The organism is Chelativorans sp. AA-79, from assembly GCF_029457495.1.
In the GTDB taxonomy this organism is placed as follows: domain Bacteria; phylum Pseudomonadota; class Alphaproteobacteria; order Rhizobiales; family Rhizobiaceae; genus Chelativorans.
In genome coordinates, this window is sequence record NZ_CP120361.1 from 2,630,248 (window position 1) to 2,653,227 (window position 22,980).

General features: G+C 64.6%; 25 protein-coding genes. 19 read left to right on the forward strand and 6 right to left on the reverse strand.

Annotated elements, in window-relative coordinates:
• The first annotated feature begins 61 nt into the window (after positions 1-61).
• From PVE73_RS12735 to PVE73_RS12780, 10 genes are all read left to right on the forward strand, one after another.
• Positions 62-763, forward strand: coding sequence for a metal-dependent hydrolase (locus PVE73_RS12735; RefSeq protein WP_277367270.1), 702 nt, complete (start codon positions 62-64; stop codon positions 761-763).
• 87 nt (positions 764-850) lie between these two features.
• Positions 851-1,138 (forward strand): Asp-tRNA(Asn)/Glu-tRNA(Gln) amidotransferase subunit GatC, encoded by a 288-nt coding sequence (gene gatC / locus PVE73_RS12740; protein ID WP_277367271.1) that lies wholly within the window; start codon positions 851-853, stop codon positions 1,136-1,138.
• A 3-nt stretch (positions 1,139-1,141) separates the two neighbouring features.
• Positions 1,142-1,618, forward strand: a complete 477-nt coding sequence (locus tag PVE73_RS12745) for a GNAT family N-acetyltransferase (RefSeq protein ID WP_277367272.1) — start codon at positions 1,142-1,144, stop codon at positions 1,616-1,618.
• Positions 1,619-1,629: 11 nt separating this feature from the next.
• Entirely contained in the window at positions 1,630-3,111 is a 1,482-nt protein-coding gene (gatA, locus tag PVE73_RS12750; RefSeq protein WP_277367273.1) for an Asp-tRNA(Asn)/Glu-tRNA(Gln) amidotransferase subunit GatA, read from the forward strand.
• Between the two features lie 70 nt (positions 3,112-3,181).
• Positions 3,182-4,009 carry a YdcF family protein gene (locus PVE73_RS12755; RefSeq protein ID WP_277367274.1) on the forward strand — a complete coding sequence of 276 codons (828 nt, stop codon included), beginning with the start codon at positions 3,182-3,184 and terminating at the stop codon, positions 4,007-4,009.
• Positions 4,010-4,210: 201 nt separating this feature from the next.
• The gene (locus tag PVE73_RS12760) at positions 4,211-4,339 is read left to right on the forward strand and encodes a hypothetical protein (RefSeq protein WP_277367275.1); all 129 of its coding nucleotides are present in this window, start codon (positions 4,211-4,213) and stop codon (positions 4,337-4,339) included.
• 149 nt (positions 4,340-4,488) lie between these two features.
• Positions 4,489-5,889 carry an L-serine ammonia-lyase gene (locus PVE73_RS12765; RefSeq protein WP_277367438.1) on the forward strand — a complete coding sequence of 467 codons (1,401 nt, stop codon included), beginning with the start codon at positions 4,489-4,491 and terminating at the stop codon, positions 5,887-5,889.
• 59 nt (positions 5,890-5,948) lie between these two features.
• A complete protein-coding gene (locus PVE73_RS12770) occupies positions 5,949-6,383 on the forward strand; it encodes a DUF1489 family protein (RefSeq protein WP_277367276.1) in 435 nt (144 codons plus the stop codon).
• A gap of 38 nt (positions 6,384-6,421) precedes the next feature.
• Positions 6,422-7,150: a VWA domain-containing protein gene (locus PVE73_RS12775; protein ID WP_277367277.1), complete on the forward strand. Its 729-nt coding sequence runs from the start codon at positions 6,422-6,424 to the stop codon at positions 7,148-7,150.
• Positions 7,147-7,842, forward strand: coding sequence for a DnaJ domain-containing protein (locus PVE73_RS12780; protein ID WP_277367278.1), 696 nt, complete (start codon positions 7,147-7,149; stop codon positions 7,840-7,842). Before PVE73_RS12775 ends, PVE73_RS12780 begins: the two co-directional genes overlap by 4 nt.
• Before the next feature lie 43 nt (positions 7,843-7,885).
• On the opposite strand, the gene PVE73_RS12785 is transcribed toward PVE73_RS12780, so the two are convergent.
• Positions 7,886-9,220, reverse strand: a complete 1,335-nt coding sequence (locus tag PVE73_RS12785; RefSeq protein ID WP_277367279.1) for a D-alanyl-D-alanine carboxypeptidase family protein — start codon at positions 9,218-9,220, stop codon at positions 7,886-7,888.
• A 586-nt stretch (positions 9,221-9,806) separates the two neighbouring features.
• Here PVE73_RS12785 and clpS point away from each other — a divergent pair.
• From clpS to PVE73_RS12810, 5 genes are all read left to right on the forward strand, one after another.
• A complete protein-coding gene (clpS, locus tag PVE73_RS12790) occupies positions 9,807-10,136 on the forward strand; it encodes an ATP-dependent Clp protease adapter ClpS (RefSeq protein ID WP_277367439.1) in 330 nt (109 codons plus the stop codon).
• Positions 10,137-10,144: 8 nt separating this feature from the next.
• Entirely contained in the window at positions 10,145-12,604 is a 2,460-nt protein-coding gene (clpA, locus tag PVE73_RS12795) for an ATP-dependent Clp protease ATP-binding subunit ClpA (protein ID WP_277367280.1), read from the forward strand.
• Between the two features lie 178 nt (positions 12,605-12,782).
• On the forward strand, positions 12,783-13,529 hold the full coding sequence (locus PVE73_RS12800) for an AzlC family ABC transporter permease (protein ID WP_277367281.1): 747 nt from the start codon (positions 12,783-12,785) through the stop codon (positions 13,527-13,529).
• Positions 13,526-13,882: an AzlD domain-containing protein gene (locus tag PVE73_RS12805; protein ID WP_277367282.1), complete on the forward strand. Its 357-nt coding sequence runs from the start codon at positions 13,526-13,528 to the stop codon at positions 13,880-13,882. The genes PVE73_RS12800 and PVE73_RS12805 overlap by 4 nt, the downstream gene beginning before the upstream one ends.
• Before the next feature lie 199 nt (positions 13,883-14,081).
• Positions 14,082-15,431 carry an O-antigen ligase family protein gene (locus PVE73_RS12810; RefSeq protein ID WP_277367283.1) on the forward strand — a complete coding sequence of 450 codons (1,350 nt, stop codon included), beginning with the start codon at positions 14,082-14,084 and terminating at the stop codon, positions 15,429-15,431.
• Between the two features lie 29 nt (positions 15,432-15,460).
• Here the strand turns inward: PVE73_RS12810 and PVE73_RS12815 are convergent, their stop codons facing one another.
• The 5 genes from PVE73_RS12815 to PVE73_RS12835 form a co-directional block, all read right to left on the reverse strand.
• Positions 15,461-16,192 carry a glycosyltransferase family 25 protein gene (locus PVE73_RS12815; RefSeq protein ID WP_277367284.1) on the reverse strand — a complete coding sequence of 244 codons (732 nt, stop codon included), beginning with the start codon at positions 16,190-16,192 and terminating at the stop codon, positions 15,461-15,463.
• Between the two features lie 2 nt (positions 16,193-16,194).
• Positions 16,195-16,632, reverse strand: coding sequence for an HIT family protein (locus PVE73_RS12820; RefSeq protein WP_277367285.1), 438 nt, complete (start codon positions 16,630-16,632; stop codon positions 16,195-16,197).
• Positions 16,633-16,720: 88 nt separating this feature from the next.
• The gene (locus tag PVE73_RS12825) at positions 16,721-17,866 is read right to left on the reverse strand and encodes a GNAT family N-acetyltransferase (RefSeq protein ID WP_277367286.1); all 1,146 of its coding nucleotides are present in this window, start codon (positions 17,864-17,866) and stop codon (positions 16,721-16,723) included.
• 90 nt (positions 17,867-17,956) lie between these two features.
• A complete protein-coding gene (locus tag PVE73_RS12830) occupies positions 17,957-18,667 on the reverse strand; it encodes a glycerophosphodiester phosphodiesterase (RefSeq protein WP_277367287.1) in 711 nt (236 codons plus the stop codon).
• A gap of 10 nt (positions 18,668-18,677) precedes the next feature.
• Positions 18,678-19,142 (reverse strand): RidA family protein, encoded by a 465-nt coding sequence (locus PVE73_RS12835; protein WP_277367288.1) that lies wholly within the window; start codon positions 19,140-19,142, stop codon positions 18,678-18,680.
• 112 nt (positions 19,143-19,254) lie between these two features.
• On the opposite strand from PVE73_RS12835, the gene PVE73_RS12840 reads away from it, so the two are divergent.
• From PVE73_RS12840 to pyrH, 4 genes are all read left to right on the forward strand, one after another.
• Complete coding sequence (locus PVE73_RS12840) at positions 19,255-20,094, forward strand: cell envelope integrity EipB family protein (protein ID WP_277367289.1); 840 nt, start codon at positions 19,255-19,257, stop codon at positions 20,092-20,094.
• 158 nt (positions 20,095-20,252) lie between these two features.
• Positions 20,253-21,077 (forward strand): 30S ribosomal protein S2, encoded by an 825-nt coding sequence (rpsB, locus tag PVE73_RS12845; RefSeq protein WP_277367290.1) that lies wholly within the window; start codon positions 20,253-20,255, stop codon positions 21,075-21,077.
• A gap of 78 nt (positions 21,078-21,155) precedes the next feature.
• Positions 21,156-22,079 (forward strand): translation elongation factor Ts, encoded by a 924-nt coding sequence (gene tsf / locus PVE73_RS12850; RefSeq protein ID WP_277367291.1) that lies wholly within the window; start codon positions 21,156-21,158, stop codon positions 22,077-22,079.
• A gap of 147 nt (positions 22,080-22,226) precedes the next feature.
• Positions 22,227-22,976 carry a UMP kinase gene (gene pyrH / locus PVE73_RS12855; RefSeq protein WP_277367440.1) on the forward strand — a complete coding sequence of 250 codons (750 nt, stop codon included), beginning with the start codon at positions 22,227-22,229 and terminating at the stop codon, positions 22,974-22,976.
• Positions 22,977-22,980: the final 4 nt, after the last annotated feature.

Below are 22,980 nucleotides of genomic sequence, written 5' to 3' on the forward strand. Positions count from 1 at the left end.
TCTTTGACATGGTCCTTCTCCGTCTTATCCTTCCATGCAGCAACAATCGAGGAGTCGGGACATGAAAATCATCTGGTACGGCCATTCTGCGTTCCGGATCGAGGCGGGCGGCGCGAAAATCCTCATCGATCCGTTCCTGAGCGGCAATCCCACCTGGAACGGTGGCTGGGAGGAGCCGGCCGAGGGCATCACACATCTGCTGCTCACCCACGGGCACGGCGACCATGTGGGCGATTCGCTTGCGATCCTGAAGAAGACAGGGGCCATGCTGGTCGCCAATGCCGAGATCTGCACCTATTTCGGCGGCAAGGGCGTGGAGAAGGTCAATCCGGGCAATCACGGCGGCACGGTCGATTGCGGCGGGTTCACCACCACCTTCGTCAACGCCCTTCACTCCTCCTCCTATTTCCTGGACGACGGCGGCAACGTCTATCTCGGCAACCCCGCCGGCATGGTCCTGCATTTTCCCGAGGACAAGACGCTCTACCACATGGGCGACACGGATATCTTCGGCGACATGGCGCTGATCCAGGAACTGCATCAGCCCCAGATCGGCATCGTCCCCATCGGCGACCGCTTCACGATGGGCGGCGCGGTGGCGGCGCTCGCCTGCCGGCGTTTCTTCCGTTTCGAGACGGTGATCCCCTGTCACTACGGCACGTTCCCCATGATCGACCAGTCGGCCGACAAGTTTATCGAGGGGATGAAGGGGACGGAGACGAAGGTGCTGACACCGGCGTGCGGGCAGGCGGCCGAACTCTAGCCGCCGGCTTTCCGCGAAGCGGTTGCGTGCGGCGCCGGGCGCGACTATAGCCCTGTGCCGAACGCTCCCCTTGCAAGGAAGAGAAGTATGTCCGTCGATATCGACACCGTGAAGCGCGTCGCCCGGCTGGCGAGGATCGCCGTCGATGAGGACGATGCGAGCCGCATGACCGGCGAGCTCAACGCGATCCTGGGTTTCGTCGAGCAACTGAACGAGGTGGATGTGACCGGTGTCGAGCCGATGACCTCCGTCATCCCGATGTCGATCAGGATGCGTGCCGACGAGGTGACCGACGGGGACAAGGCCGAAGACATCGTGGCGAACGCGCCCGTGAGCGGCGACCACTTCTTCCTCGTGCCCAAGGTGGTGGAGTAGGCCATGGCGATCACCATCGCCGCCGAGCCGCCGCTGCAGGATGACATACGCGCGCTGATCGGCGAGTTGAACGAGACGCTGCTGGCGCTGACGCCGCCGGAATTCTGCTTCCACATGACGGCCGAGCAGATGGCCACCCCCGCCACGACGCTGTTCGTGGCGCGCGATGACGGGCAGGTGGTGGCCTGCGGTGCGCTGCATCGCCATGGGGATGGGGTGGCCGAGGTGAAGCGCATGTACACGCGGTCTTCCCACCGCGGGCAGGGCATCGGCGGCTTGATCGTGGAGCGTATCGAGGCGCTGGCGCGCGAGGAAGGCTTCTCAAGACTGGTGCTGGAGACGGGCGACCGTCATCCGGCGGCCTGGGCCGTCTATGAGCGTGCCGGCTTCACCCGCTGCGGCCCCGTGCTCGACTATCCGGACTCGAAGTGGTCCGTCTTCTACGAAAAGAACCTGATTGCGGCGCCTGCCGCCGCCTGAACGGATATTTCATGACCGAGCTTACGAAATTCACCATTTCGGACATCCGCGCCAAGCTGGCGGCCAAGGAGTTCACCGCGCTGGAGCTGACGGAGTCCTACCTCTCCGCGATCCAGGCGGCCAACGACCGGCTGAACGCTTATATCGCCGTGACGGCCGACCAGGCACGCGAGATGGCGAAGGCTTCCGACATGCGGCTCGCCCAGGGCGGCGCCCGGCCGCTCGAGGGCGTGCCGCTCGGCATCAAGGACCTGTTCGCCACCGAGGGCGTGCACACCCAGGCGGCGAGCCATATCCTCGATGGCTTCAAGCCGCATTACGAGTCCACCGTCACCGCCAATCTCTGGGATGATGGGGCGGTGATGCTGGGCAAGCTCAACATGGACGAGTTCGCCATGGGCTCCTCCAACGAGACCTCCTATTACGGTCCCGTCGTGAACCCCTGGCGGGCGGAGGGCGGAAACAAGGACCTGGTGCCCGGCGGCTCCTCCGGCGGCTCGGCTGCGGCGGTCGCGGCCTGGCTCTGCGCCGGGGCGACGGCGACCGACACGGGCGGCTCGATCCGCCAGCCGGCCGCGTTCACGGCCACCGTCGGCATCAAGCCTACCTACGGGCGTTGCTCGCGCTGGGGCATTGTCGCCTTCGCCTCCTCGCTTGACCAGGCGGGACCAATCGCGCGTGACGTGCGCGACGCGGCGATCCTCTTGAAGTCCATGGCCTCGGTCGACCCGAAGGATACGACTTCGGTGGACCGTTCCGTGCCGGACTACGAGGCGGCGATCGGCCGGTCCGTGAAGGGGCTGAAGATCGGCATCCCCAAGGAGTACCGCGTCGACGGCATGCCGGCCGAGATCGAGGCGCTCTGGCAGAAGGGCATCGACTGGATGCGCGATGCGGGCGCCGAGATCGTCGACATCTCGCTGCCGCACACGAAATACGCGCTGCCGGCCTATTACATCGTGGCGCCGGCGGAGGCTTCCTCCAACCTCGCGCGCTATGACGGCGTGCGTTACGGCCTGCGCGTGCCCGGCCGCGACATCACCGAGATGTACGAGAAGACGCGCGCGGAAGGCTTCGGCCGCGAGGTGAAGCGGCGCGTCATGATCGGCACCTACGTCCTCTCGGCCGGCTACTACGACGCCTATTACCTGCGCGCGCAGAAGGTGCGCACGCTGATCAAGCGCGATTTCGAGCAGGCCTTCGAGGCGGGCGTGGATGCGATCCTGACGCCGGCCACGCCTTCGGCCGCCTTCGGCGTCGCCGACCAGGACATGGCGGCCGATCCGGTGAAGATGTATCTGAACGACATCTTCACCGTGACGGTGAACATGGCGGGTCTGCCTGGCATCGCGGTTCCGGCGGGGCTCGATGCCAACGGCCTTCCGCTCGGCCTGCAGCTCATCGGCCGCGCCTTCGACGAGGAGACGCTCTTCCGCACCGCTCACGTGATCGAGCAGGCGGCGGGAAGGTTCGAGCCGAAGCGCTGGTGGTGATCACCTGGACTGGCGGCGAGTAGCCCTCCTATTTTCCAAGCCGCTTTACGATTCGGCTTGAGAGAGAAGAATGTTCCACTTGGCCTCTGCCGTTTTCTGGACCGTGGTGCAGCCCTTCAATCTTGTCGGCCTGCTGATCGCAGCGGCTGTCGTCGCTGCACTCATTCGGTGGCGGAAGCTCTCGATCACCCTGGGAACGCTCGCCTTTCTCGTGGTGGCGCTGGCCGGCTGGACGACCTTCGGCGCATTGCTGCTTCATCCGCTGGAGGGCAGGTTCCAACGCCCTGATCCCGCACCGCAGCATGTGGACGGGATCGTGGTGCTCGGCGGCGGGTTCGAGGGAGCGGTGAATCTTTCGCGCGGCGGCTATGAGCTGAACGACAGCGGCGACCGATTCGTGGAGGCCGCCATCCTTGCACGGCGCTACCCGCAGGCGCGGGTCCTCATCTCCGGCGGCTCGGGGTCGGTGTTTCTTGCGGGCGAAGGCGATGCCGATACGGCGCCGCGACTTTTGACCGGGCTGGGCGTTCCGCCCGAGCGCATCGAGCTTGAGGACGAATCCCGCGATACTTTTGAAAACGCACGACTTTCCTTCGCCATGGCAAAGCCGCGACCGGGCGAGATGTGGCTGCTGGTGACGTCCGCTTTCCACATGCCGCGCGCCGTGGGCGCCTTCCGGCAGGCGGGCTTTGACGTCGTCCCCTGGCCGGCGGACTACAAGACGACGGGCCGCGAGCGGCCTGGCCTGACCGACGACAACGTGCTCGATTCGCTGCGCAATACGAGCATCGCCGTGCGCGAGTGGATCGGGCTTGCGGCATATCGGCTGATGGGGCGCAGCAGCGCCATCCTTCCGGCGCTGGAGGGCGGCGACCCGGCCGCCCCAATCCAGCCATGATTGTTGAAGATTTATTACAGCCTATAGGCAGTCAAATTATTGAATTTTTTAGGCTGATACCCATTTCTTCACCGAAGTTGATCGAACGGTGCCCCGCTCTTGCCGCTTTTGTTGTTGCGTTGCGACATGCTTGGCGGTATTCGGGGCCCAGTGGCGGCAGGGGACCGGGTCGCTACGCAAAAACAAGAACACGGGTTTTTCATGGACGAAACCGTTCAGAAATCGTGCTGGGGCGTCACTGCGAAGGCGGTGATCGGACTGGCCGGCATCATCCTTTTGGCCTGGCTTTTCGTCGGGGGCGACGCGGTCGCCGTGATCGCAGCGAGCTGATCTTCCGGTACACGATTTGAAGGCGGGGCGAGGCGTGTGGCCTGCGTCCCGTTTTCTTTTGGACCTTGCGATGTCGCTATCCGGCACGCATATCCGGCCTTGAGAACGCATGGATGCGCGAGGCGCTTCCGCCGCGGCTGGAGTTGATCATGTTCCTTTCCGTCTTCGATCTCTTCAAGATCGGCATCGGCCCGTCGAGTTCCCACACGATGGGCCCGATGGTGGCCGCGGAGCGTTTCCTGCGCGAGATCGCGGAGGGCGAGTGGCCGCGTCCGGCGGGAGCGGAAATCGACCGGATCTCCGTCAGCCTGCATGGTTCGCTGGCCTTCACCGGCGTCGGCCATGCGACCGACCGCGCGGTGATCTTGGGCCTCCACGGCCTCACGCCGGTGACTGTCGATCCCGATGCGGCGGATGGCATCCTCGAACGGATCAGGAGCGAGGGGCGCATTTCGCCCGCCGGTCATCGCGGGTACCGCTTCGATCCCGAAACGGATCTGGTCTTCGACAGGAAGAACCCGCTGCCGGGCCATGCCAACGGCATGGCCTTCAGTGCATTCGACGCGGATTGCCGGCTGCTCTTGAGGCGCGTTTACTATTCGGTGGGCGGAGGGTTCGTCGCATCGGAGGAGGAACTGCAGGCGCTCAAGACGCAGAAGAAGCCGACGGTTGACCGCGGCGTTCCCCATCCCTTCGCCAACGCACGGGAAATGCTGGAGATGGCGGCCGAAAGCGGGCTTTCCATCGCCGAGATGAAACGGGCGAACGAGCTCGCCTACCGGAGCGCGGAAGACCTCGATGCCGGTCTGGACCGGATCTGGGAAGCGATGCGCGGCTGCATCGAGCGCGGCCTGACGCAGGAGGGGATCATGCCGGGTGGCCTGAAGGTGCGCCGCCGCGCCCGCGCACTGCATGACAAGCTGGAAGAGGAATGGCGGCAGAACCGGCCCAACCCGCTCGCCGCCAATGATTGGCTCTCCGTCTATGCCATGGCCGTCAACGAGGAGAATGCGGCAGGCGGCCGCGTCGTCACCGCTCCCACCAACGGGGCGGCGGGTGTGGTGCCGGCGGTGCTGCGCTACTGGCTGCGCTTCCACCCGGATGCCGACGAGGCGGGAATCCGCGACTTCCTGCTGACGGCGGCGGCAGTCGGCGGCCTCGTGAAGCACAATGCGTCCATCTCCGGCGCCGAAGTCGGCTGCCAGGGCGAGGTGGGCTCTGCCTCCGCCATGGCTGCGGCGGGCATGGCCGCCGTCATGGGCGGCACGCCGGAGCAGGTGGAAAACGCCGCCGAGATCGCGCTGGAGCACCATCTGGGCATGACCTGCGATCCGGTCGCGGGCCTTGTGCAGGTGCCCTGCATCGAACGCAACGCGCTGGGTGCGGTGAAGGCCGTGACGGCGGCCTCACTGGCGCTCAAGGGCGACGGAAAGCATTTCGTTTCGCTCGACGCGGCGGTCGAGACGATGCGCCAGACCGGTCTCGACATGAACGAGCGTTACAAGGAAACGAGCCTTGGCGGGCTCGCCGTGAACGTGGTTGAGTGCTGAGTCTGTGGAAAGGCCAGGTTCACGTTGACCTTAAAGCTGCTATTCCCGATGGTGCGGTCATGGCGCTTCATCTGATCAAGCTTTGCGTGGGCTGCGAGAGTCCCGAGGACCTGGAAGAGTGGATCGCGCTGCGGCTCGAGGAGAAGCGGCGCCGCGACGAGCCGGAAGAGCACTACCATGTCACGCGCATGGTGCCGAAAAAGATCGAGGAGATCATCGAGGGCGGCTCGCTCTACTGGGTGGTCAAGGGGATGGTACAGTGCCGGCAGCGGCTTGTGGACATCCGCCCCTTCGTCGACGGCGAAGGCATCCAGCGCTGCCGGCTGGTGCTGGATCCGGGCGTCGTGCGGACCGAATGGCAGCCGCGGCGGGCCTTCCAGGGCTGGCGGTATCTCAAGCCCGATGACGCGCCGGCCGATATCCGCGCAGGTGCCGGCACCGCAGAGCTGCCGGACCATCTGCGCCGCGAACTGACGGAGCTGGGATTGTTGTAGGGCTTGCCAGCAGCCTCCCGCGAGCACATCTTTTTCCTATGAGTGACAAGAAGGCGCCGGTCGAGACCGGGAGGACAGGAGAGGTTTCGCAGCCGCGCTCGGACAACAGCGCGATCGAGGCCTTCGTGCGCCAGGCAAAGGCGCTGGCCACGCCGACCAAGGGGCAGGGCCGTCTCATCCTCGCGCTCGACGCCACGATGAGCCGTCAGCCCACCTGGGACCTTGCTTGTGAAATCCAGGCCGAGATGTTTGATGCCGTCGGCAAGGCCGGTGCCTTGAACGTGCAGCTCGTCTATTATCGCGGCTTCGGCGAGTGCGCCGCCTCGCGCTTCGTGGCCGATACCGGGGCCCTGAAGAGGCTGATGACCCGCATCGACTGCCGCGGCGGGCGCACGCAGATCGGCAAGGTGCTTTCCCATGCGCTGAAGGAGAATGCGCGCGGCAAGGTGAACGCGCTCGTTTTCATCGGGGATGCCATGGAGGAGAATGTCGACGAGCTTGCCGACCGGGCGGGCGAGCTCGGGCTGAAGGGTGTTCCCGTCTTCGTCTTCCAGGAAGGCTCGGACCCGTCCGTCGCGAGCGCCTTCAGGGAAATCGCGCGGCTTTCCAGGGGCGCCTGGTTCCGCTTCGACCGGCGATCGGCCGACACCCTGTCGAAACTTCTGGGAGCGGTGGCGGTCTATGCGGCTGGCGGGATGGCCGCGCTCGAGGCGCGCGGGCGACCGGAGGATCGCCTGATGATAGAGCATCTGAGCCGCGGAAAATGACCTTTCCGCTTCTGCTTTTCGGCTTCCTGCTCATCCTGGCGCTGGCAGCCTTCGCCTTCACGCGGGCGAACCCTGCCGCCATCGCATCCGCCGTCCGCCTTGCGGGGCCGACGGTGCTCGGGCTTTCGGGACTGGTGCTGATGCTGGCGGGCAGGGCGGGCCTAGGCGGCACGCTGCTCTCGCTGGCGGCGGCGTGGTTCGGTTCCGTCGGGATGATGCGGAAAAGGACTCGTAGTGAAGGCAGACGGTCGAGCGTGCGGTCGGCCGCGCTCGAGATGGAGCTGGATCATGATACCGGCGCCTTGGAAGGCACGGTTCTGGCCGGCCGCTTCGAGGGCCGGCACCTTGCGCAGATGACGCTTGAGGAACTGCTGCAGCTTCGCGAGGACCTCTCGGACGATGCCGAAAGCCGGCAGCTACTGGAGACGTATCTTGACAGCCGGTTTCCCGTCTGGCGCGAACGCGTTGATGCGCACGAGGACCGGGGGAAGGGAGGCGCGCCAGCTTCGGGCCCCGTGTCCAAGGAGGAGGCTTACGAGATCCTTGGTCTTGAAGCCGGAGCGTCCGCGGCTGAGATCCGCCAGGCCCATCGCCGCCTGATGCAGCGCCTGCATCCCGACATGGGCGGCTCCTCCTTTCTTGCCGCGCGCATCAACGAAGCCCGGGACGTTCTCCTGTCCGATCATCGCTAATCCATTCCCTTCACGCATGACTTCAGAGGGCCGGAGCAGGAGGCTAGTTCTGCACCGCGTAGCAATCCACGCTCTTCTTCTTGAGCGAGGCGCAGGCGTCCCAGGCCGCGGTCTTGCTTTCGAAGCCTCCGAAGCGGGCGCGGTAGTAGGTCTGGCCCTTGAGGACGAAGGTCTCGGTGAAGGGCTTGGCCGCGGAGAGGATGTTCGATGCGCGATCGGCCGTCTGGGTGAGCACGCGGCGTGCGTCCTCCTCGGTCGGAGTGGAAGCAACCTGGATCACCCAGCCCGAAACCGGCGTCGAGGCGGTCGCCACCGGGTCCACGGCGTCGTTCTCCATGACGGCTTCCGCGAGCGCGGCCTTGGCGCTCGGGATGGGGTCGTCCGCATAGGCCGTGACAGGGATTTCGGGGCGCTCCGGCGGCAGCGGCGCCTGCTTGGGCAGGGCGGCCACTGAGGCCAGAACCGGCTGCGCGTTCGTGATGGCCGGCTTGATGGGAGGCGCCTTGGCGATCAGGTCGCGGCTGCGGCCGGTGGAGGCCTTGGGCAGGGTGCGCTGGATGAGGTCGACCATATGCGCGTCGCGAGCGCGCGCCGTTCTGCCGCCCAGGACGACGGCGACGATCTGCCGATTGCCGGTCGAGACGGAGGAGACGAGGTTGAAGCCCGAGGCGCGGATGTAGCCCGTCTTGATGCCGTCGGCGCCCTTCACCCGGCCGAGCAGGTTGTTGTGGCCGTTGATGCGCTTGCCGGCAAAGACGAAGGAGCGGGTGGAGAAATAGTCGTAATACTGCGGAAAATGCTCACGCAGTGCGATGCCGAGGCGCGCCATGTCGCGGGCGGTTGTCCGCTGCTCGCTGTTGGGCAGGCCGTGCGCGTTGCGGAAGGTGGTCGAATTCATGCCGAGCTGGCGCGCCTTGGCCGTCATCATCCGGGCGAAGCCCGCTTCCGAGCCGCCGAGATGCTCCGCCACCGCCGTGGCGGCGTCGTTGGCCGACCGGGTGATCAGGGCAAGGATCGCCTGTTCCACCGTGATGCTGTTGCCCGCCTTCACGCCGAGCTTGGTCGGCGGCTCCTTGGCGGCGTTCGCCGAGAAGGTGACGCGGGTGTTCTTCGAGATGCGTCCGGTCGAGAGCGCCTCGAAGACGAGATAGAGCGTCATCATCTTGGTCAACGAGGCCGGATAGCGCGACGCGTCGGCATTGTCCTCGTAGAGGACCTTGCCCGTCTTGGCGTCGACGACGATGCCGGCATATTTCGGATTTGCCGCAGCCGTGGCGGCCGAAGCGACGACGAAGGCCCCAACGGCGAGGGCCACTGTCGCAAGATTGCAGAATTGACGTATCTTCCCTGCGAGCGCTTGACGCACAACCACACCCATCAAAGCAATTGTTCCTTCCGCGGACCTGTGCGTCCGCAGACCCCGATTGGCTGACCCTAGGTAAGCAGGATTACCAATTCGTTATGGTGAGCCATTGCTTGACGGGATTTTTCGAATTCGATGCGCATTTGATTCCTGATTTACAGAGTTCCCCTCGCCTGCGATGTCCTGTTGATGAGGCGAGAATGCGGCGTGTGCGACGATTTTCGCCCGTAAGATGCCGGAGGCGGACCTGCTGTGGAAAAAGGGGCGTCGTCCCGGTGCCGTAATCGGCAGCCGCCCTTTGAAATGAGCCAACCCGTTCCTAATTAGGAGAGGTGTGGACGCCGGGTCCGTCCCATCGCACCCTGCGAGACGTTCAGCCGCGGCACCCCCGGGGCGTCCGGTATGTCCCGAGGTCGGGACCGGCAGCGTTTGCATGCTGAAAAATTGAGCGGGGCGGGAGTGCAATGCGTATTGTCAGCACGACAGAAGGGCTTAAAATCATCCATCGAGCACCTACATGTCACAGCTCATGGAGAGCTGCGACGGAAAGCATGGGACAACTGGGATCGGCGAGAGAAACATGCCACGCGACGCTTTGCGGATGAGCCGTGGGGACGACGAAGGCAACAGAACGGGGCGCGGCACGGCAGTCATCACGCGCACCAGGACCAAGACGAAGAAGCCGAGTCTCTATCGCGTACTGCTTTTGAATGATGATTACACGCCCATGGAGTTCGTCATTCACGTTCTGGAGCGGTTCTTCCAGAAGGACCGGGAGGCAGCGACAAGGATCATGCTGCACGTCCACAATCATGGGGTGGGCGAATGCGGTATCTACACGTTCGAAGTGGCCGAGACCAAGGTGGCTCAGGTCATGGATTTTGCCCGTCAGCATCAGCATCCGCTGCAATGCGTGATGGAGAAGAAATGAGGTCATGAATGCCGGCTTTCTCGCAGGGCCTGGAACGCGCGCTTCACCAAGCGCTCACCTATGCCAATGAACGCCATCACGAATATGCCACGCTCGAGCATCTTCTCCTGGCTCTGATCGACGACACGGATGCGGCCGCCGTCATGCGGGCGTGCAATGTGGATCTCGACGAGCTGAGGCGGACGGTCGTCGACTATATCGACGGTGAGCTCGACAATCTCGTCACCGGCTATGACGAGGATTCGAAGCCCACGGCCGGCTTCCAGCGCGTGATCCAGCGCGCCGTCATCCATGTGCAGTCCTCCGGCCGCGAGGAAGTCTCCGGCGCCAACGTGCTCGTTGCGATCTTCGCCGAGCGCGAGAGCCATGCCGCCTATTTCCTGCAGGAACAACAGATGACCCGCTATGACGCGGTCAACTATATCAGCCACGGCATCGCCAAGCGCCCCGGCGCCTCCGATGCCCGCGCGCCGCGCGGGGCGGACGAGGATCAGGCGGGTGCCGCCGGCGCGGAGACAGAGGAAGGCGCGAAGAAGAAGCAGCAGCAGGACGCCCTGTCGGCCTATTGCGTCAACCTCAACGCCAAGGCGAGGGCCGGGCGCATCGACCCGCTGATCGGCCGCGAAAGCGAGATCAACCGCACCATCCAGGTGCTTTGCCGCCGCTCCAAGAACAACCCGCTTTATGTGGGCGATCCCGGCGTCGGCAAGACCGCGATCGCGGAGGGCCTCGCCAAGCGCATCGTCGAGGGCGACGTGCCGGACGTGCTGGCCGATGCCACGATCTTCGCGCTCGACATGGGCACGCTGCTCGCGGGCACCCGCTATCGCGGCGATTTCGAGGAGCGACTGAAGCAGGTGGTCAAGGAGCTCGAGGATTTCCCCGGCGCCATCCTGTTCATCGACGAGATCCATACGGTGATCGGCGCGGGCGCCACTTCCGGCGGCGCGATGGATGCCTCCAACCTGTTGAAGCCGGCTCTCTCCTCGGGTGCGATCCGCTGCATCGGCTCGACCACCTACAAGGAGTTCCGCCAGTTCTTCGAGAAGGACCGGGCGCTGGTGCGCCGCTTCCAGAAGATCGACGTGAACGAGCCGACGGTGACCGACGCGATCGAGATCATGAAGGGGCTGAAGCCTTATTTCGAGGACTTCCACAGGGTGAAGTACACCAACGAGGCGGTGAAGGCCGCGGTGGAGCTTTCGGCCCGCTATATCAACGACCGCAAGCTGCCGGACAAGGCGATCGACGTGATCGACGAGACCGGCGCCTCGCAGAAGCTGTTGCCCGAATCCAAGCGGCGCAAGACGATCACGGTCAAGGAGATCGAGACCACCATCGCCACCATGGCGCGCATCCCGCCGAAGACCGTCTCGGCCGACGACGAGAAGGTGTTGGTGGGGCTGGAAGCCGAGCTGAAACGCGTGGTCTACGGCCAGGAGAAGGCGATCGAGGCGCTCGCCTCGGCGATCAAGCTTGCCCGCGCGGGCCTGCGCGAGCCCGAGAAGCCGATCGGCTCCTATCTCTTCTCCGGCCCCACGGGCGTCGGCAAGACCGAGGTCGCCAAGCAGCTCGCGGCTTCGTTGGGCGTGGAGCTGCTGCGCTTCGACATGTCCGAATATATGGAGCGCCACACGGTCTCGCGGCTGATCGGTGCGCCTCCCGGCTATGTCGGCTTCGACCAGGGCGGTCTGCTCACCGACGGCGTCGACCAGCACCCGCACTGCGTGCTCCTGCTCGACGAGATCGAGAAGGCGCACCCGGACCTGTTCAACATCCTGCTGCAGGTAATGGATCATGGCAAGCTGACGGACCACAACGGCAAGCGCATCGACTTCCGCAACGTCATCCTGATCATGACGACCAATGCGGGGGCGGCGGACCTGGCAAAGCCGGCGATCGGCTTCGGCTCGTCCAGGCGCGAGGGCGACGATATGGAGGCGATCAACCGGCTCTTCTCGCCGGAGTTCCGCAATCGCCTCGACTCCGTCATTCCGTTCGGCGCTCTGCCGGTGCCGGTGGTACATCAGGTGGTGCAGAAATTCGTCATGCAGCTCGAGGCACAGCTGGCCGAGCGCAAGGTCACCTTTGACCTCTCCGACGATGCCGTCGCCTGGCTTGCCGAGAAGGGCTATGACGAGCGCATGGGCGCCCGTCCGCTCGGCCGTGTGATTCAGGAGCATATCAAGAAGCCGCTCGCCGAGGAGGTGCTGTTCGGCAAGCTCCGGCGCGGCGGCACGGTGAAGGTCACGGTCGAGACCAAGGAGAATGGCGAGACCGGGCTGAAGCTGGAGACGATCCCGGACGATGCGCCGGTGAAGCCCAAGCGCGAGACCCCGCCGGCGCGCAAGGCGGCGGCGAAGCGCAGCACGGCCAAGAAGGCGAAGCCCAAGACGGCGAAGCGCCCGCCGGCCGTGCAGGAGCCGCCGAAGCGCAGCCTCGTGCCGCAACTGCCGCGCAAGAGCTGACGCGGCTCGCATCGAGAATGAAGAAGGGCGCGGGCCCCACGGGACCCGCGCCCTGTCTTTTGCGTGAAGAACAAGAGCGCGCGGAGGCTTCATCTGGTGCAAGCATGGTTCGTTCTTGAACCAAGCAACCCCTGCGCCGATGTCGCATGCTCTGCGGGTCCATGCTATGCGGCCCCGAATGAACGAGCGAGCATCCCTCGAACCGGAAACGGACACCCGGCGCGGCCTCTGGTTCCTGCGCGGCCAGCGCGCGGCCTTTTCGGTGCCGGGCCTGATCCTCGCCAGCGCCTTTATCGGTTTCGCGGGTCTCGCCCGCGATGCCGGGCTCAGTCTGGCGCAGACCGTCTTCATGACGGGGATCGTCTGGGCGCTGCCTGCCAAGGTGGTGCTCGTGGGCGCGATCATGGCGGGCAGCGGCCTGCCCGCGGCAGCCTTCGCCGTCGCGCTCTCATCGGTGCGGCTTGCTCCCATGGTCGTGGCGCTCACGCCTGAGATGCGTACGCCGAAGACGCGCCCATGGGTGCTCTACCTTCTTTCGCATTTCGTCGCCGTCACCTCGTGGGTGCTGGCCATGGAGCGGCTGCCGCGCGTGCCGCGGCCGATGCGCACCGTCTATTACGCGGGGCTCGGCTCGACACTGGTGCTCATGAATATGGGCGTGGTGGCCGTCGTGTTCCTGCTCGCGGGACGGCTTCCTCCCACGTTGTCGGCCGCCCTTTTCTTTCTGACGCCGCTTTACTTCCTGACGTCGCTTTGGAGCTCGGCGCGCGAGCGCGCAGGGCAGGCGGCGATGATCCTCGGCCTGCTCATCGGGCCTGTGTTCCACGTGCTCACGCCAGGTTTCGACCTCGTCGCAGCCGGCCTGCTCGCAGGCTTGGCCGCCTTCGGCATCCACCTTTTCTCGAAGCGGGGGCGGGCAGGGTGAGCTTCACCGCATTCGACGCCTGGTGGTGGCCCTATCTCTTCATCCTGCTCGGCGGATGGCTTGCCACCGATTTCTGGCGCTTTCTCGGGGTCTATCTCGGCGGCCGGATGACCGAGGAATCGGAAGTGCTCGTCCTGGTGCGGTGCATTGCCACCGGCCTGGTCGCCGCCGTCATCGCGAACCTGATCATCTTTCCGACCGGCATGCTCGCGTCCACGCCGCTCTTCCTGCGGATCGGGGCGGCGGGGCTGGGGTTCGTTGCCTATCTCGCTTCCGGGAAGAAAGTCCTGGTCGGCATCGCTGTGGGCGAGGGGGTTCTCTGTGGAAGCCTCTTGTGGCTGGACATGCCATGATATCGACACCGCACGTTTCCCGTGCCAAGAGGGGCAATCTGAAATAGGGGCCGCTCGCCCCTCGTCGCTTTTTCTGGGCGGTGGAAGCGGTGTGCCGGATGATGAGAGCGTCGATGCTTCGGGTTTTCTCTTCCATCGTCAGAGCCCTCGTTTGTGCTGAATCGAGAGGCGGCTGCCGATCGACCGGAGAGTGAAATCGTTGTCCAGTACCCAGCATGGCAGAGCCGCTCCGGCGCAACTCGCCAAGGATATGCCGGCCTATGCTGTCCTTCTCGTCTTCCTTTCCGCGGTCTGGGTGGAGTCGGACGCCTACAGATATGCCGCGCTCGCAACCCTTCTGCCGGTCACCGTCTACTATTTCTACAAGGATTTTCTGTCGGACGAGAAAGTCCTGATAGGCTATATGGGCTTTGCCTGCATAGGGTGGGGGCTCTATGTCGTCGCAAGGTTCTTCTACAGCTACTCATTCCATGGAAATTTCGGAATCGGGTCGTCCGAGGGTATCTATATCTTTCCGCTGCTGTACCCGATTTCGGGATATGCTCTCTTCCTGTTCATCCGCCGTCCGCTCGTGGTGGCCTGCTGTTTCCTTCTGATCAGCTTCCTGGTGGCGTTGTACTCCCTGGACCTTCCGGCCGTCGTCGGCGGGTATCGGACCGAGGTGGTCCTTCACGCCAATCCCATTCATGCAGCCGTCGGGCAGGGCATGATCGTGCTCTGCATGTTGCCCTTTGCGAATTATCTCCTGCAGTCCAGCGACATGCGGCCCGGCCTGCGCGCCGGACTTACCGTCCTTTCGATCGCAACCTTGTTCCTGGGACTCGCCAACATCTACGCGCTCGAATCCAAGGGGGTTTGGCTCGCTCTGGCCATCGCGCTTCCGGTTCAGCTGCTCATGATCGCAACCGTGCGCCACGCCCGGCGGGCGCTCCTCGTGATCGTGTTCCTTTCCTTTGCGGTGCTGGCCGCCACGGTCGTGGCGGCATGGGACGGCATCCTGGCGGTCGCCGGCGACACGGCCGAGGCGGCTGCAAAGCTGCTGGCCGGCATATTCGGTGACGCAAACGTGCTTGAGGACGTCGATCGCGCCATCCATGACGATGCGCTGCCCGGCAGTTTCCGCGAGCGCCTGATGCTTTGGGCGAGCGCCATCCTGATATGGGCGAAGGATCCGATCTTCGGGCAGGGCGTGACCTGGCTGCATGAATGGCAGACGCGCGCCTATCCGGCGGCCGACTACAATCTGATCCACAACGGCTATCTGGAGATCGCGATCCGGTACGGGATTGTCGGACTGACCTTCTACGCGGTGCTCTTCTTTTGGGCGATCAGGCAGGTCTGGCGCGCAAAGCGCGAGGGCGTCGTCGACCCTGCCGCCTTTCAGGCATATGTCACGGTGTTCCTGTTCTTCTGCATAACGATCTTCAGCAATTCGAATATCCGGCTCGCGCTGGGCGAGTCCTATATGTGGTTTTCCGCAGCCTTCGGCTTCTACTGCTACTACCACCTGCAAAAGCGGAACGCCGTCAAAGTGGCGACCTGGATGTAGGGATGCATGCGCCGGGGTGGCCGAGGCGCTCAGCCAAGTACGGCAAAGACCGCCCGCCGCAGATAATCCTGGCCGCGGAAAAGCGCCGTCGGAATGCGCATGTAGAAGGGGAACTTGGTCTTGCGGTAGCCGGCCGGCGAGATGGTGGAGGCGGATTTGGCGGGGCGGAGCAGCGGCTTTTTCGTGGTCGCTACCGCGACGCCGTGTGCCCATCCGCGTTCGAGTGCTATATCGTAGGGAAGATAGGCCGGGAGCAGGGCCTCGCGCAGCTTCCCGGCCGCCGGGCGTGAAACCAGGTATCCCATGGCGGAGCCGAGCGGACCGTGGATGCAGCGGCCGACATCGTCGCCCGCTTCCGTCCGCGCCTTGGCGAGGAAGCCCTTGATCCGGTGGTTGTAGAGCTTCACCACGCCTGGCGCGGGGTCAAGGCGCGCCAGCGCTTCGATGCGCGGCACGAAATCGGGGCGGAAGTCGGCATCGTCTTCCAGGATGACGGCGTAGGGCCAGCCTTCGGCGATGACCCGTTCCAAGGCGCGCATATGGCTCATATAGCAGCCATATTCGGTTCCCAGCGGGTTGCGGCCATGCCAGAGCCGGAATTTCCACGTCTGCAAGTCTCCGCGCTGCGAGGGATCAACGGCATTTCCGTCGACCGCCGGGATGCGCTGGGGCACGAAGCCGGCGGCCGCGGCGCGTGCCATCATTCCTTCCCACCGCTCCTTCGAGCGATCGAGGTTGATGACCAGAACGGGGATGTCCACGATCAGCGTTCCGCGTCTGCGTCCAGCGCCTCGCGGATCTTGCGCGCGTTTTCGTTCAGGACATCCGGTTTTTCCATCGGCCCGCCCTCCGGGCCGAGACGCCTTCCCTCGAAGCAGGGAATGACGTGGACGTGCAGGTGAAACACGGTCTGGCCGGAGGCGGCCTCGTTGAACTGCGCGACCATGACGCCATCGGCGTCCATGGCGGCCATGGCTGCCCTGGAGAGTTTCCGGGCGACTTGCATTAGGGGTGCGAGTACCGCCGGGTCCGCATCGAGGAGGTTGCGGCAAGGGCGTTTCGGGATCACCAGGCAATGTCCCGGACTGCGCGGCATGATGTCCATGAAGGCGAATGTCTCGGCATCCTCGTAGATCTTGTAAGCCGGCAGTTCCCCGCGCAGGATCTTGGCGAAGGGATTGTCGTTGTCATAAGCCGTCATGCTGGACTCGCTTTCTAGCTTGCGGATATTGGGCGCCGCCGATGTTTGGGAGGTGCCGGCGCGGCGGTCAAGCCCGCCGCCGGCATTGTCATGCCTTCTTGTAGGGTGAGTGCTCCGCCAAGAGGCCGCCGATCGCCTCGACCTCCCGGCGTTCGCGCGCCAGGTAGTCGGCCACCGCGCGGCGCAGGCCCGGATGGGCGATGTAGTGGGCGGAGTGGGTGGTGACGGGCAGATAGCCGCGGGCGAGCTTGTGCTCCCCCTGCGCGCCCGCTTCCACCCGCTTCAGCCCTCTCGCGATGGCGAACTCGATCGCCTGGTGGTAACAGACCTCGAAATGCAGGAAGGGATGGTGCTCGATGGTACCCCAGTTGCGGCCGTAGAGCGCGTCGCCTCCGATGAAGTTGATGGCGCCGGCGATGTGGCGGCCGGCACGCCTGGCCATCACGAGCAGGACGTCGTCCGCCATCCGCTCGCCGATGAGGGAGAAGAAGCGGCGGTTGAGATAAGGCCGCCCCCATTTGCGGCTGCCCGTGTCCATGTAGAAGGCGAAGAAATCGTCCCAGGCCGCTTCCGTGAGATCGCGTCCGGTGAGCCAGTCGATCTCGATGCCAGCTTCGAGGGCCGCGCGCCGCTCCTTCTTCAGCGCTTTGCGCTTGCGGGAAGCGAGGGAGCCCAGGAAGTCATCGTAGGAGCCGTATCCTTCGTTGAAGAAGTGGAACTGCTGGTCCGTGCGCGTCAGGAAGCCGGCGCGGTCGAGAACACAGACCTCGTCCTCCTGTGCAAAGGTGACGTGAAGCGAGGAGACGCCGAGCCGATCCGTCAGGGTCTTGAGACCCTCCGCGAGCGCGTGGCGCACGTCGCCGGGATCGGCGTCGCGGGCGACGAGCAGGCGCGGACCCGTAACGGGGGTGAAGGGTACCGAGACCTGCAGCTTCGGGTAGTACCGGCCGCCGGCGCGCTCCAGCGCGTCGGCCCAGCCATGGTCGAACACATATTCGCCCTGGCTGTGCGATTTCAGGTAGCAGGGCACGGCGCCGAGGAGCTTCCCGTCGGCGCTTTCGAGCCTCAGATGCTGGCCGAACCAGCCGGTATCCTGCGTGGCGCAGCCGCTTTCCTCCAGAGCGCTCAGGAAACTGTGGGAAATGAAGGGGTTGTAGGCCCGGTCACCCCGCGTGGCTTCCGCCAGGCTCGCCCACTCTTCCGGCGTGAAGGCATCGAGACTCGTCGCGGCCATCAGGCTCGCCGTCGCTTCCCCGCCGTCCCTGTCGTGTTGTGCTGCCATCGGATCAGAACATAAGTCCTGCGGGTGGCGCTTTCATCACCTTCAAGGGACAAAACCCTCAAACGTGATCTGATCGGCGTAGCGGAAGGATTTCTCCATGTCCGCTTCGTTGCGCACGGTCCAGGTGATGACCGGCATTGAAAGGCGCCCGCGCACGAAGGCGATGAAGGGGTTGGGGAGGTGTGCGACCGCATAGGACACGAAGGAGATCCGGTGTGCGAGCATCGAGAAATGCGCCTCGATCGCGTTCTCCGCCTCGCCCTCGGCCGTAAGCCCGATCGGGACGTCCTGCGCTTTGCGTCCGAGTTCCCGGAGGATTCGGTGGTCGAAAGACATGAGCGCCACCTGGCCCTGATAGCCGCGCAGGCGGGCAAGCACACCATCCACGAGCCCTTCGTCATGGCCGACCGCGCCCTTCAACTCGATGACGAGCGGCACGGTGCCGTTCACAAGGGAAAGCGTGTCGGCCAGGGTCGGAATGCGCTCCTGTGTGCCGCCAATTGCGAGGGTGCACAGCTCCGCCGCCGTGCGCTGCCACACCTTGCCGTCCCGTCCCGTGAGCCTGTTCAACTCGTGGTCATGGAAGATGACGGGGACGCCGTCGGCGCTCATATGGACGTCGCACTCGATCGCATAGCCGCGCTCCATTGCTGCCCGAAAGGCGGCGGGCGTGTTTTCCCACCGCTCACCGTTCATGTCGTGCAGGCCGCGATGGGCGACGGGCCGCGCCGTCAGCCAGGAAAGGTCGGTCATGGAAGCGTCCTCAAGCCACTTCGATCATCGCTTCGATTTCGACCGGGGCGTTCAGGGGCAGGCAGACCATGCCCACCGCGGAGCGCGCGTGACGGCCGCGCTCGCCCAGTGCGGCGGCGAGGAAGTCCGATGCGCCGTTGGCCACGAGGTGGTGTTCGATGAAATCCGGCGTCGAGGCCACATAAACCGTGATCTTGACGATGCGCTTGATGCGCTCGAGATCGCCCAGCGCGGCGCGCGCCTGGGCCAGCACGTTGACGGCGCACCATTTGGCGGCGAGCTTGCCGGCCTCGGTGCCGAGTTCCCGGCCGAGCAGGCCCATGGCCATCAGCTTTCCATCCTTGATCGGCAGTTGGCCCGAGGTGAACAGCATGTCGCCCACCTGCACGAAAGGAACGTAGTTGGCGGCGGGCGCAGCCGGCGCCGGCAGTTCGACGCCCAATTCGAGAAGCCTTTTGTCGATCGCATCGCTCATTTTTTCTTCCTCGCTGGTGACCTCTTGCAACATCGCCCATCTTTCGTCACGACAGAGGCCCACCGTGTCTGTTAAGCCCGATTGTAGAACCGTTCGATGACGGAGTTGCCATATGCGCCCATCGCGCCTCGTTTTCCCCTGTATCGCGATCCTGCTCGGCATCGTCATGTCGGGTGCCGCATCGGCGCAGATGCTCATGCCGCACCGGGCGGTCTATGATCTGGCACTTCTCGAAACCAGCGACAAGTCGGACATCGGCGGCCTCACCGGCCGCTGGGTTTTCGAGTTCTCCGGTTCCGCCTGCGAAGGCTACACCCTCAAGTCGCGCATTGTCATGCGCTTTGAGATGGCCGAGGGGCCGAATCTCGTGGACCAGCAGGTGACGAGCTTCGAGGCCGCCGACAGCAAGACGTTCCGCTTCGTAACGAAATCCTTCGTCGACGAGCAGCTGGACAGCGAGGTGAGGGGCACCGCCCGGCTGGAAGGGGAAGGCACCGTGGTCGATTACGAGCAGCCGGAACAGGTGGAGAAGCGATTCGCACCGACGCTCTTTCCCACTGCCCAGCTTCGCGAGCTTCTCGGCAAGGCGAAGGCCGGCGAACGCTTCTACGAGACGGCGATCTTCGACGGTACCGAATTCACCGACCATGCCGTGACGGTCTCGGTCGTCGTCGGCGATCCGAAGCCCGTCGCGGAGGACGACGCGGAGAAGGAGGCGCTCGGCGAGCTTGCCGCCGATAGCTTCCTTCCCGTCACCGCCGCTTATTTCGACGGAGACAACGAGCAGGCGGACGGCGAGGAGACCAGCGACTACAATGTGAGCTTCAAGCTGCATGAGGGCGGCGTGCAGCGCGACATGGTCATCCGTTATGCCGATTACGCCATGTCGGCGAAACTCGTCGATCTTGCCGTGTTCGAACAGCAGCCCTGCGAGCCCGAAACGAAGGACTGACGGGCGCAAGACTTGCAATGAAGCGCATATGCCTCTATATGCGCGCGCATTCCACACGCGGATCATGGGTCTCTGTCCGGGAGAAATCCGGCAGACACCTCCGGTGGCGGCGCTGTCGCCTGAGGATCCGCGGAGGCTTAACCGGAAAGGATACGAGAATGGCATTGCCTGACTACAGCATGCGCCAGCTGCTTGAAGCCGGCGTTCACTTCGGCCACCAGACCCACCGCTGGAATCCGAAAATGGCGTCCTACATCTTCGGCGCCCGCAACAACATCCACATCATCGATCTGAGCCAGACGGTGCCGCTCCTGCACCAGGCGCTGAAGATGGTTTCCGACACCGTGGCCAAGGGTGGCCGCGTGCTGTTCGTGGGGACCAAGCGCCAGGCCTCCGACATCGTGGCCGATGCGGCCCGCCGGTCGGCGCAGTACTATGTCAATTCCCGCTGGCTGGGCGGCATGCTGACGAACTGGAAGACGATCTCCAACTCGATCCAGCGCCTGCGCAAGCTGGATGAGATGCTCGTGAGCGAGAATCTGGGCCTCACCAAGAAGGAGCGGCTGAACCTCGAGCGCGAACGCGACAAACTGGAGCGCGCGCTGGGCGGTATCCGCGACATGGGCTCGACGCCCGACATGATGTTCGTGATCGACACCAACAAGGAGGCGATCGCGGTGCAGGAAGCCCGCCGGCTGGGCATCCCGGTCATCGCCATCATCGATTCCAACTGCGATCCGGACGTGGTCGATTATCCGATCCCGGGCAATGACGATGCCGCGCGTGCGATCGCGCTTTATTGCGACCTGATCGCCAAGGCGGCCATCGACGGCATCGAGCGCCAGCAGGGTGCGATGGGCATGGATGTCGGCGCCGCGGCGGAGACGCCGGCGGAGCCCGCGCTGGAGGAAACCCCGGCGGAGACGCCGGCCGAAGCTCCCGCGGAGACGCCGACAGAGCCTGAGCAGGCCGGCAACGCTTAAAGAGAAAGGTCTCCGGACCTTTCCGTTCTTTTCCGGGTCGCCCAGGGGGCGACCCACTTGAATTATAGAGAGGCGACGATGAGCATTTCAGCAGCACTGGTCAAGCAACTGCGCGACATGACGGGCGCGGGCATGATGGACTGCAAGACCGCGCTTGCCGAGACGGGCGGCGATCTGGAGGCCGCCGTCGACTGGCTGCGCAAGAAGGGCATCTCCAAGGCCGACAAGAAGGCGGGTCGCACGGCGGCCGAAGGCCTGATCGGCATCGCGTCCGACGCCTCGAGCGCGGTGGTGGTCGAGGTGAATTCCGAGACCGATTTCGTTGCACGCAACGACGCCTTCCAGGAACTGGTCCGCAATGTGGCCCAGGTGGCGCTCGGCACCGATGGCAGCGTCGAGGCCGTCGCGGCTGCGGCCTATCCGGGCAGCGGCAAGTCCGTCACGGATTCGATCCGTGACGCGATCGCCACGATCGGCGAGAACATGTCGCTGCGCCGTTCCGCCAAGCTGTCGGTCGGCAAGGGCGCGGTTGCGACCTATGCGCATAATGTCGTGGCCGAGGGGCTGGGCAAGATCGGCGTTCTGGTGGCGATCGAGACCGAGGGCAATGCCGAGGCTGCCCGTGCTTTCGGCCGCCAGGTCGCCATGCATGTCGCGGCCACCAACCCGCTGGCGCTGACGGAAGCGGAGGTGGATCCGGCCGCCGTCGCCCGCGAGAAGGAGATCTTCTCCGATCAGGCCCGCCAGTCCGGCAAGCCGGAGAATATCATCGAGAAGATGGTGGAAGGCCGGCTGCGCAAGTTCTACGAGGAGGTCGTGCTCATCAAGCAGGCTTTCGTCATCAACCCCGACCTGACGGTCGAGAAGGCGCTCAAGGAAGCGGAGAAGGAGATCGGCGCGCCGGCGGCGATCACCGGTTTTGTCCGCTTTGCGCTGGGCGAGGGCGTCGAGCGCGAGGAATCCGATTTCGCTGCCGAGGTCGCCGCCGCGGCGAAGAAGTAATCGCGTCTATCGACGGGCTTTCGAGGTCCGGACCAGGAGGGCACCGCGTGACAACGCGGTGCCCTTCGTGTAGGGGGCATTTGACGAGCCCCCGAGCCGACCTGCATGCTCCGCTCGGGAACGCCAGCGCCTGACGAAGAGGAGACGATCGGTTTGACCCCACGATATCGCCGTGTCGTGCTGAAGGCCTCGGGAGAGGCTCTGATGGGAAAGCAGGGTTTCGGCATCGACGTGTCCGTCGTCGACCAGATCGCGGCCGACATCGCCGATGCCCGCTCGCTGGGCGTCGAGGTCGGTGTCGTCATCGGCGGTGGCAACATCTTTCGCGGCGTGGCGGTTGCCTCGAAGGGCGGCGACCGGGTGACCGGCGATCACATGGGCATGCTCGCCACCGTCATCAATTCGCTGGCGCTGCGCACTTCATTGATCAAGATCGGCGTCGATGCGGTCGTTCTTTCCGCCATCGCCATGCCGGAGCTTTGCGAGAGCTTTTCCCAGCGCCAGGCCATGGCCTATATGAACGCCGGCAAGGTGGTCATTTTCGCCGGCGGCACCGGCAATCCCTTCTTCACGACCGATTCGGCGGCAGCCTTGCGGGCGGCCGAGATCGGCGCGGATGCACTCTTCAAGGGCACGCAGGTGGACGGGGTCTATTCGGCCGATCCGCGCAAGGACAAGAATGCGCTGCGCTACGATCGCATCACTCATGACCGCGTCATGCGCGATGGGCTGGCCATTATGGACACGGCTGCAATTGCCCTTGCGCGCGAGAACAACATTCCGATAATCGTTTTCTCGATTCATGAAGCGGGCGGGTTTGGAGCCATTCTGCGGGGTGGAGGGCACTGCACCATCGTCGACGATGATCCGGCTGCCCAGAAGGAAGTAAGTGCGTAAGGAG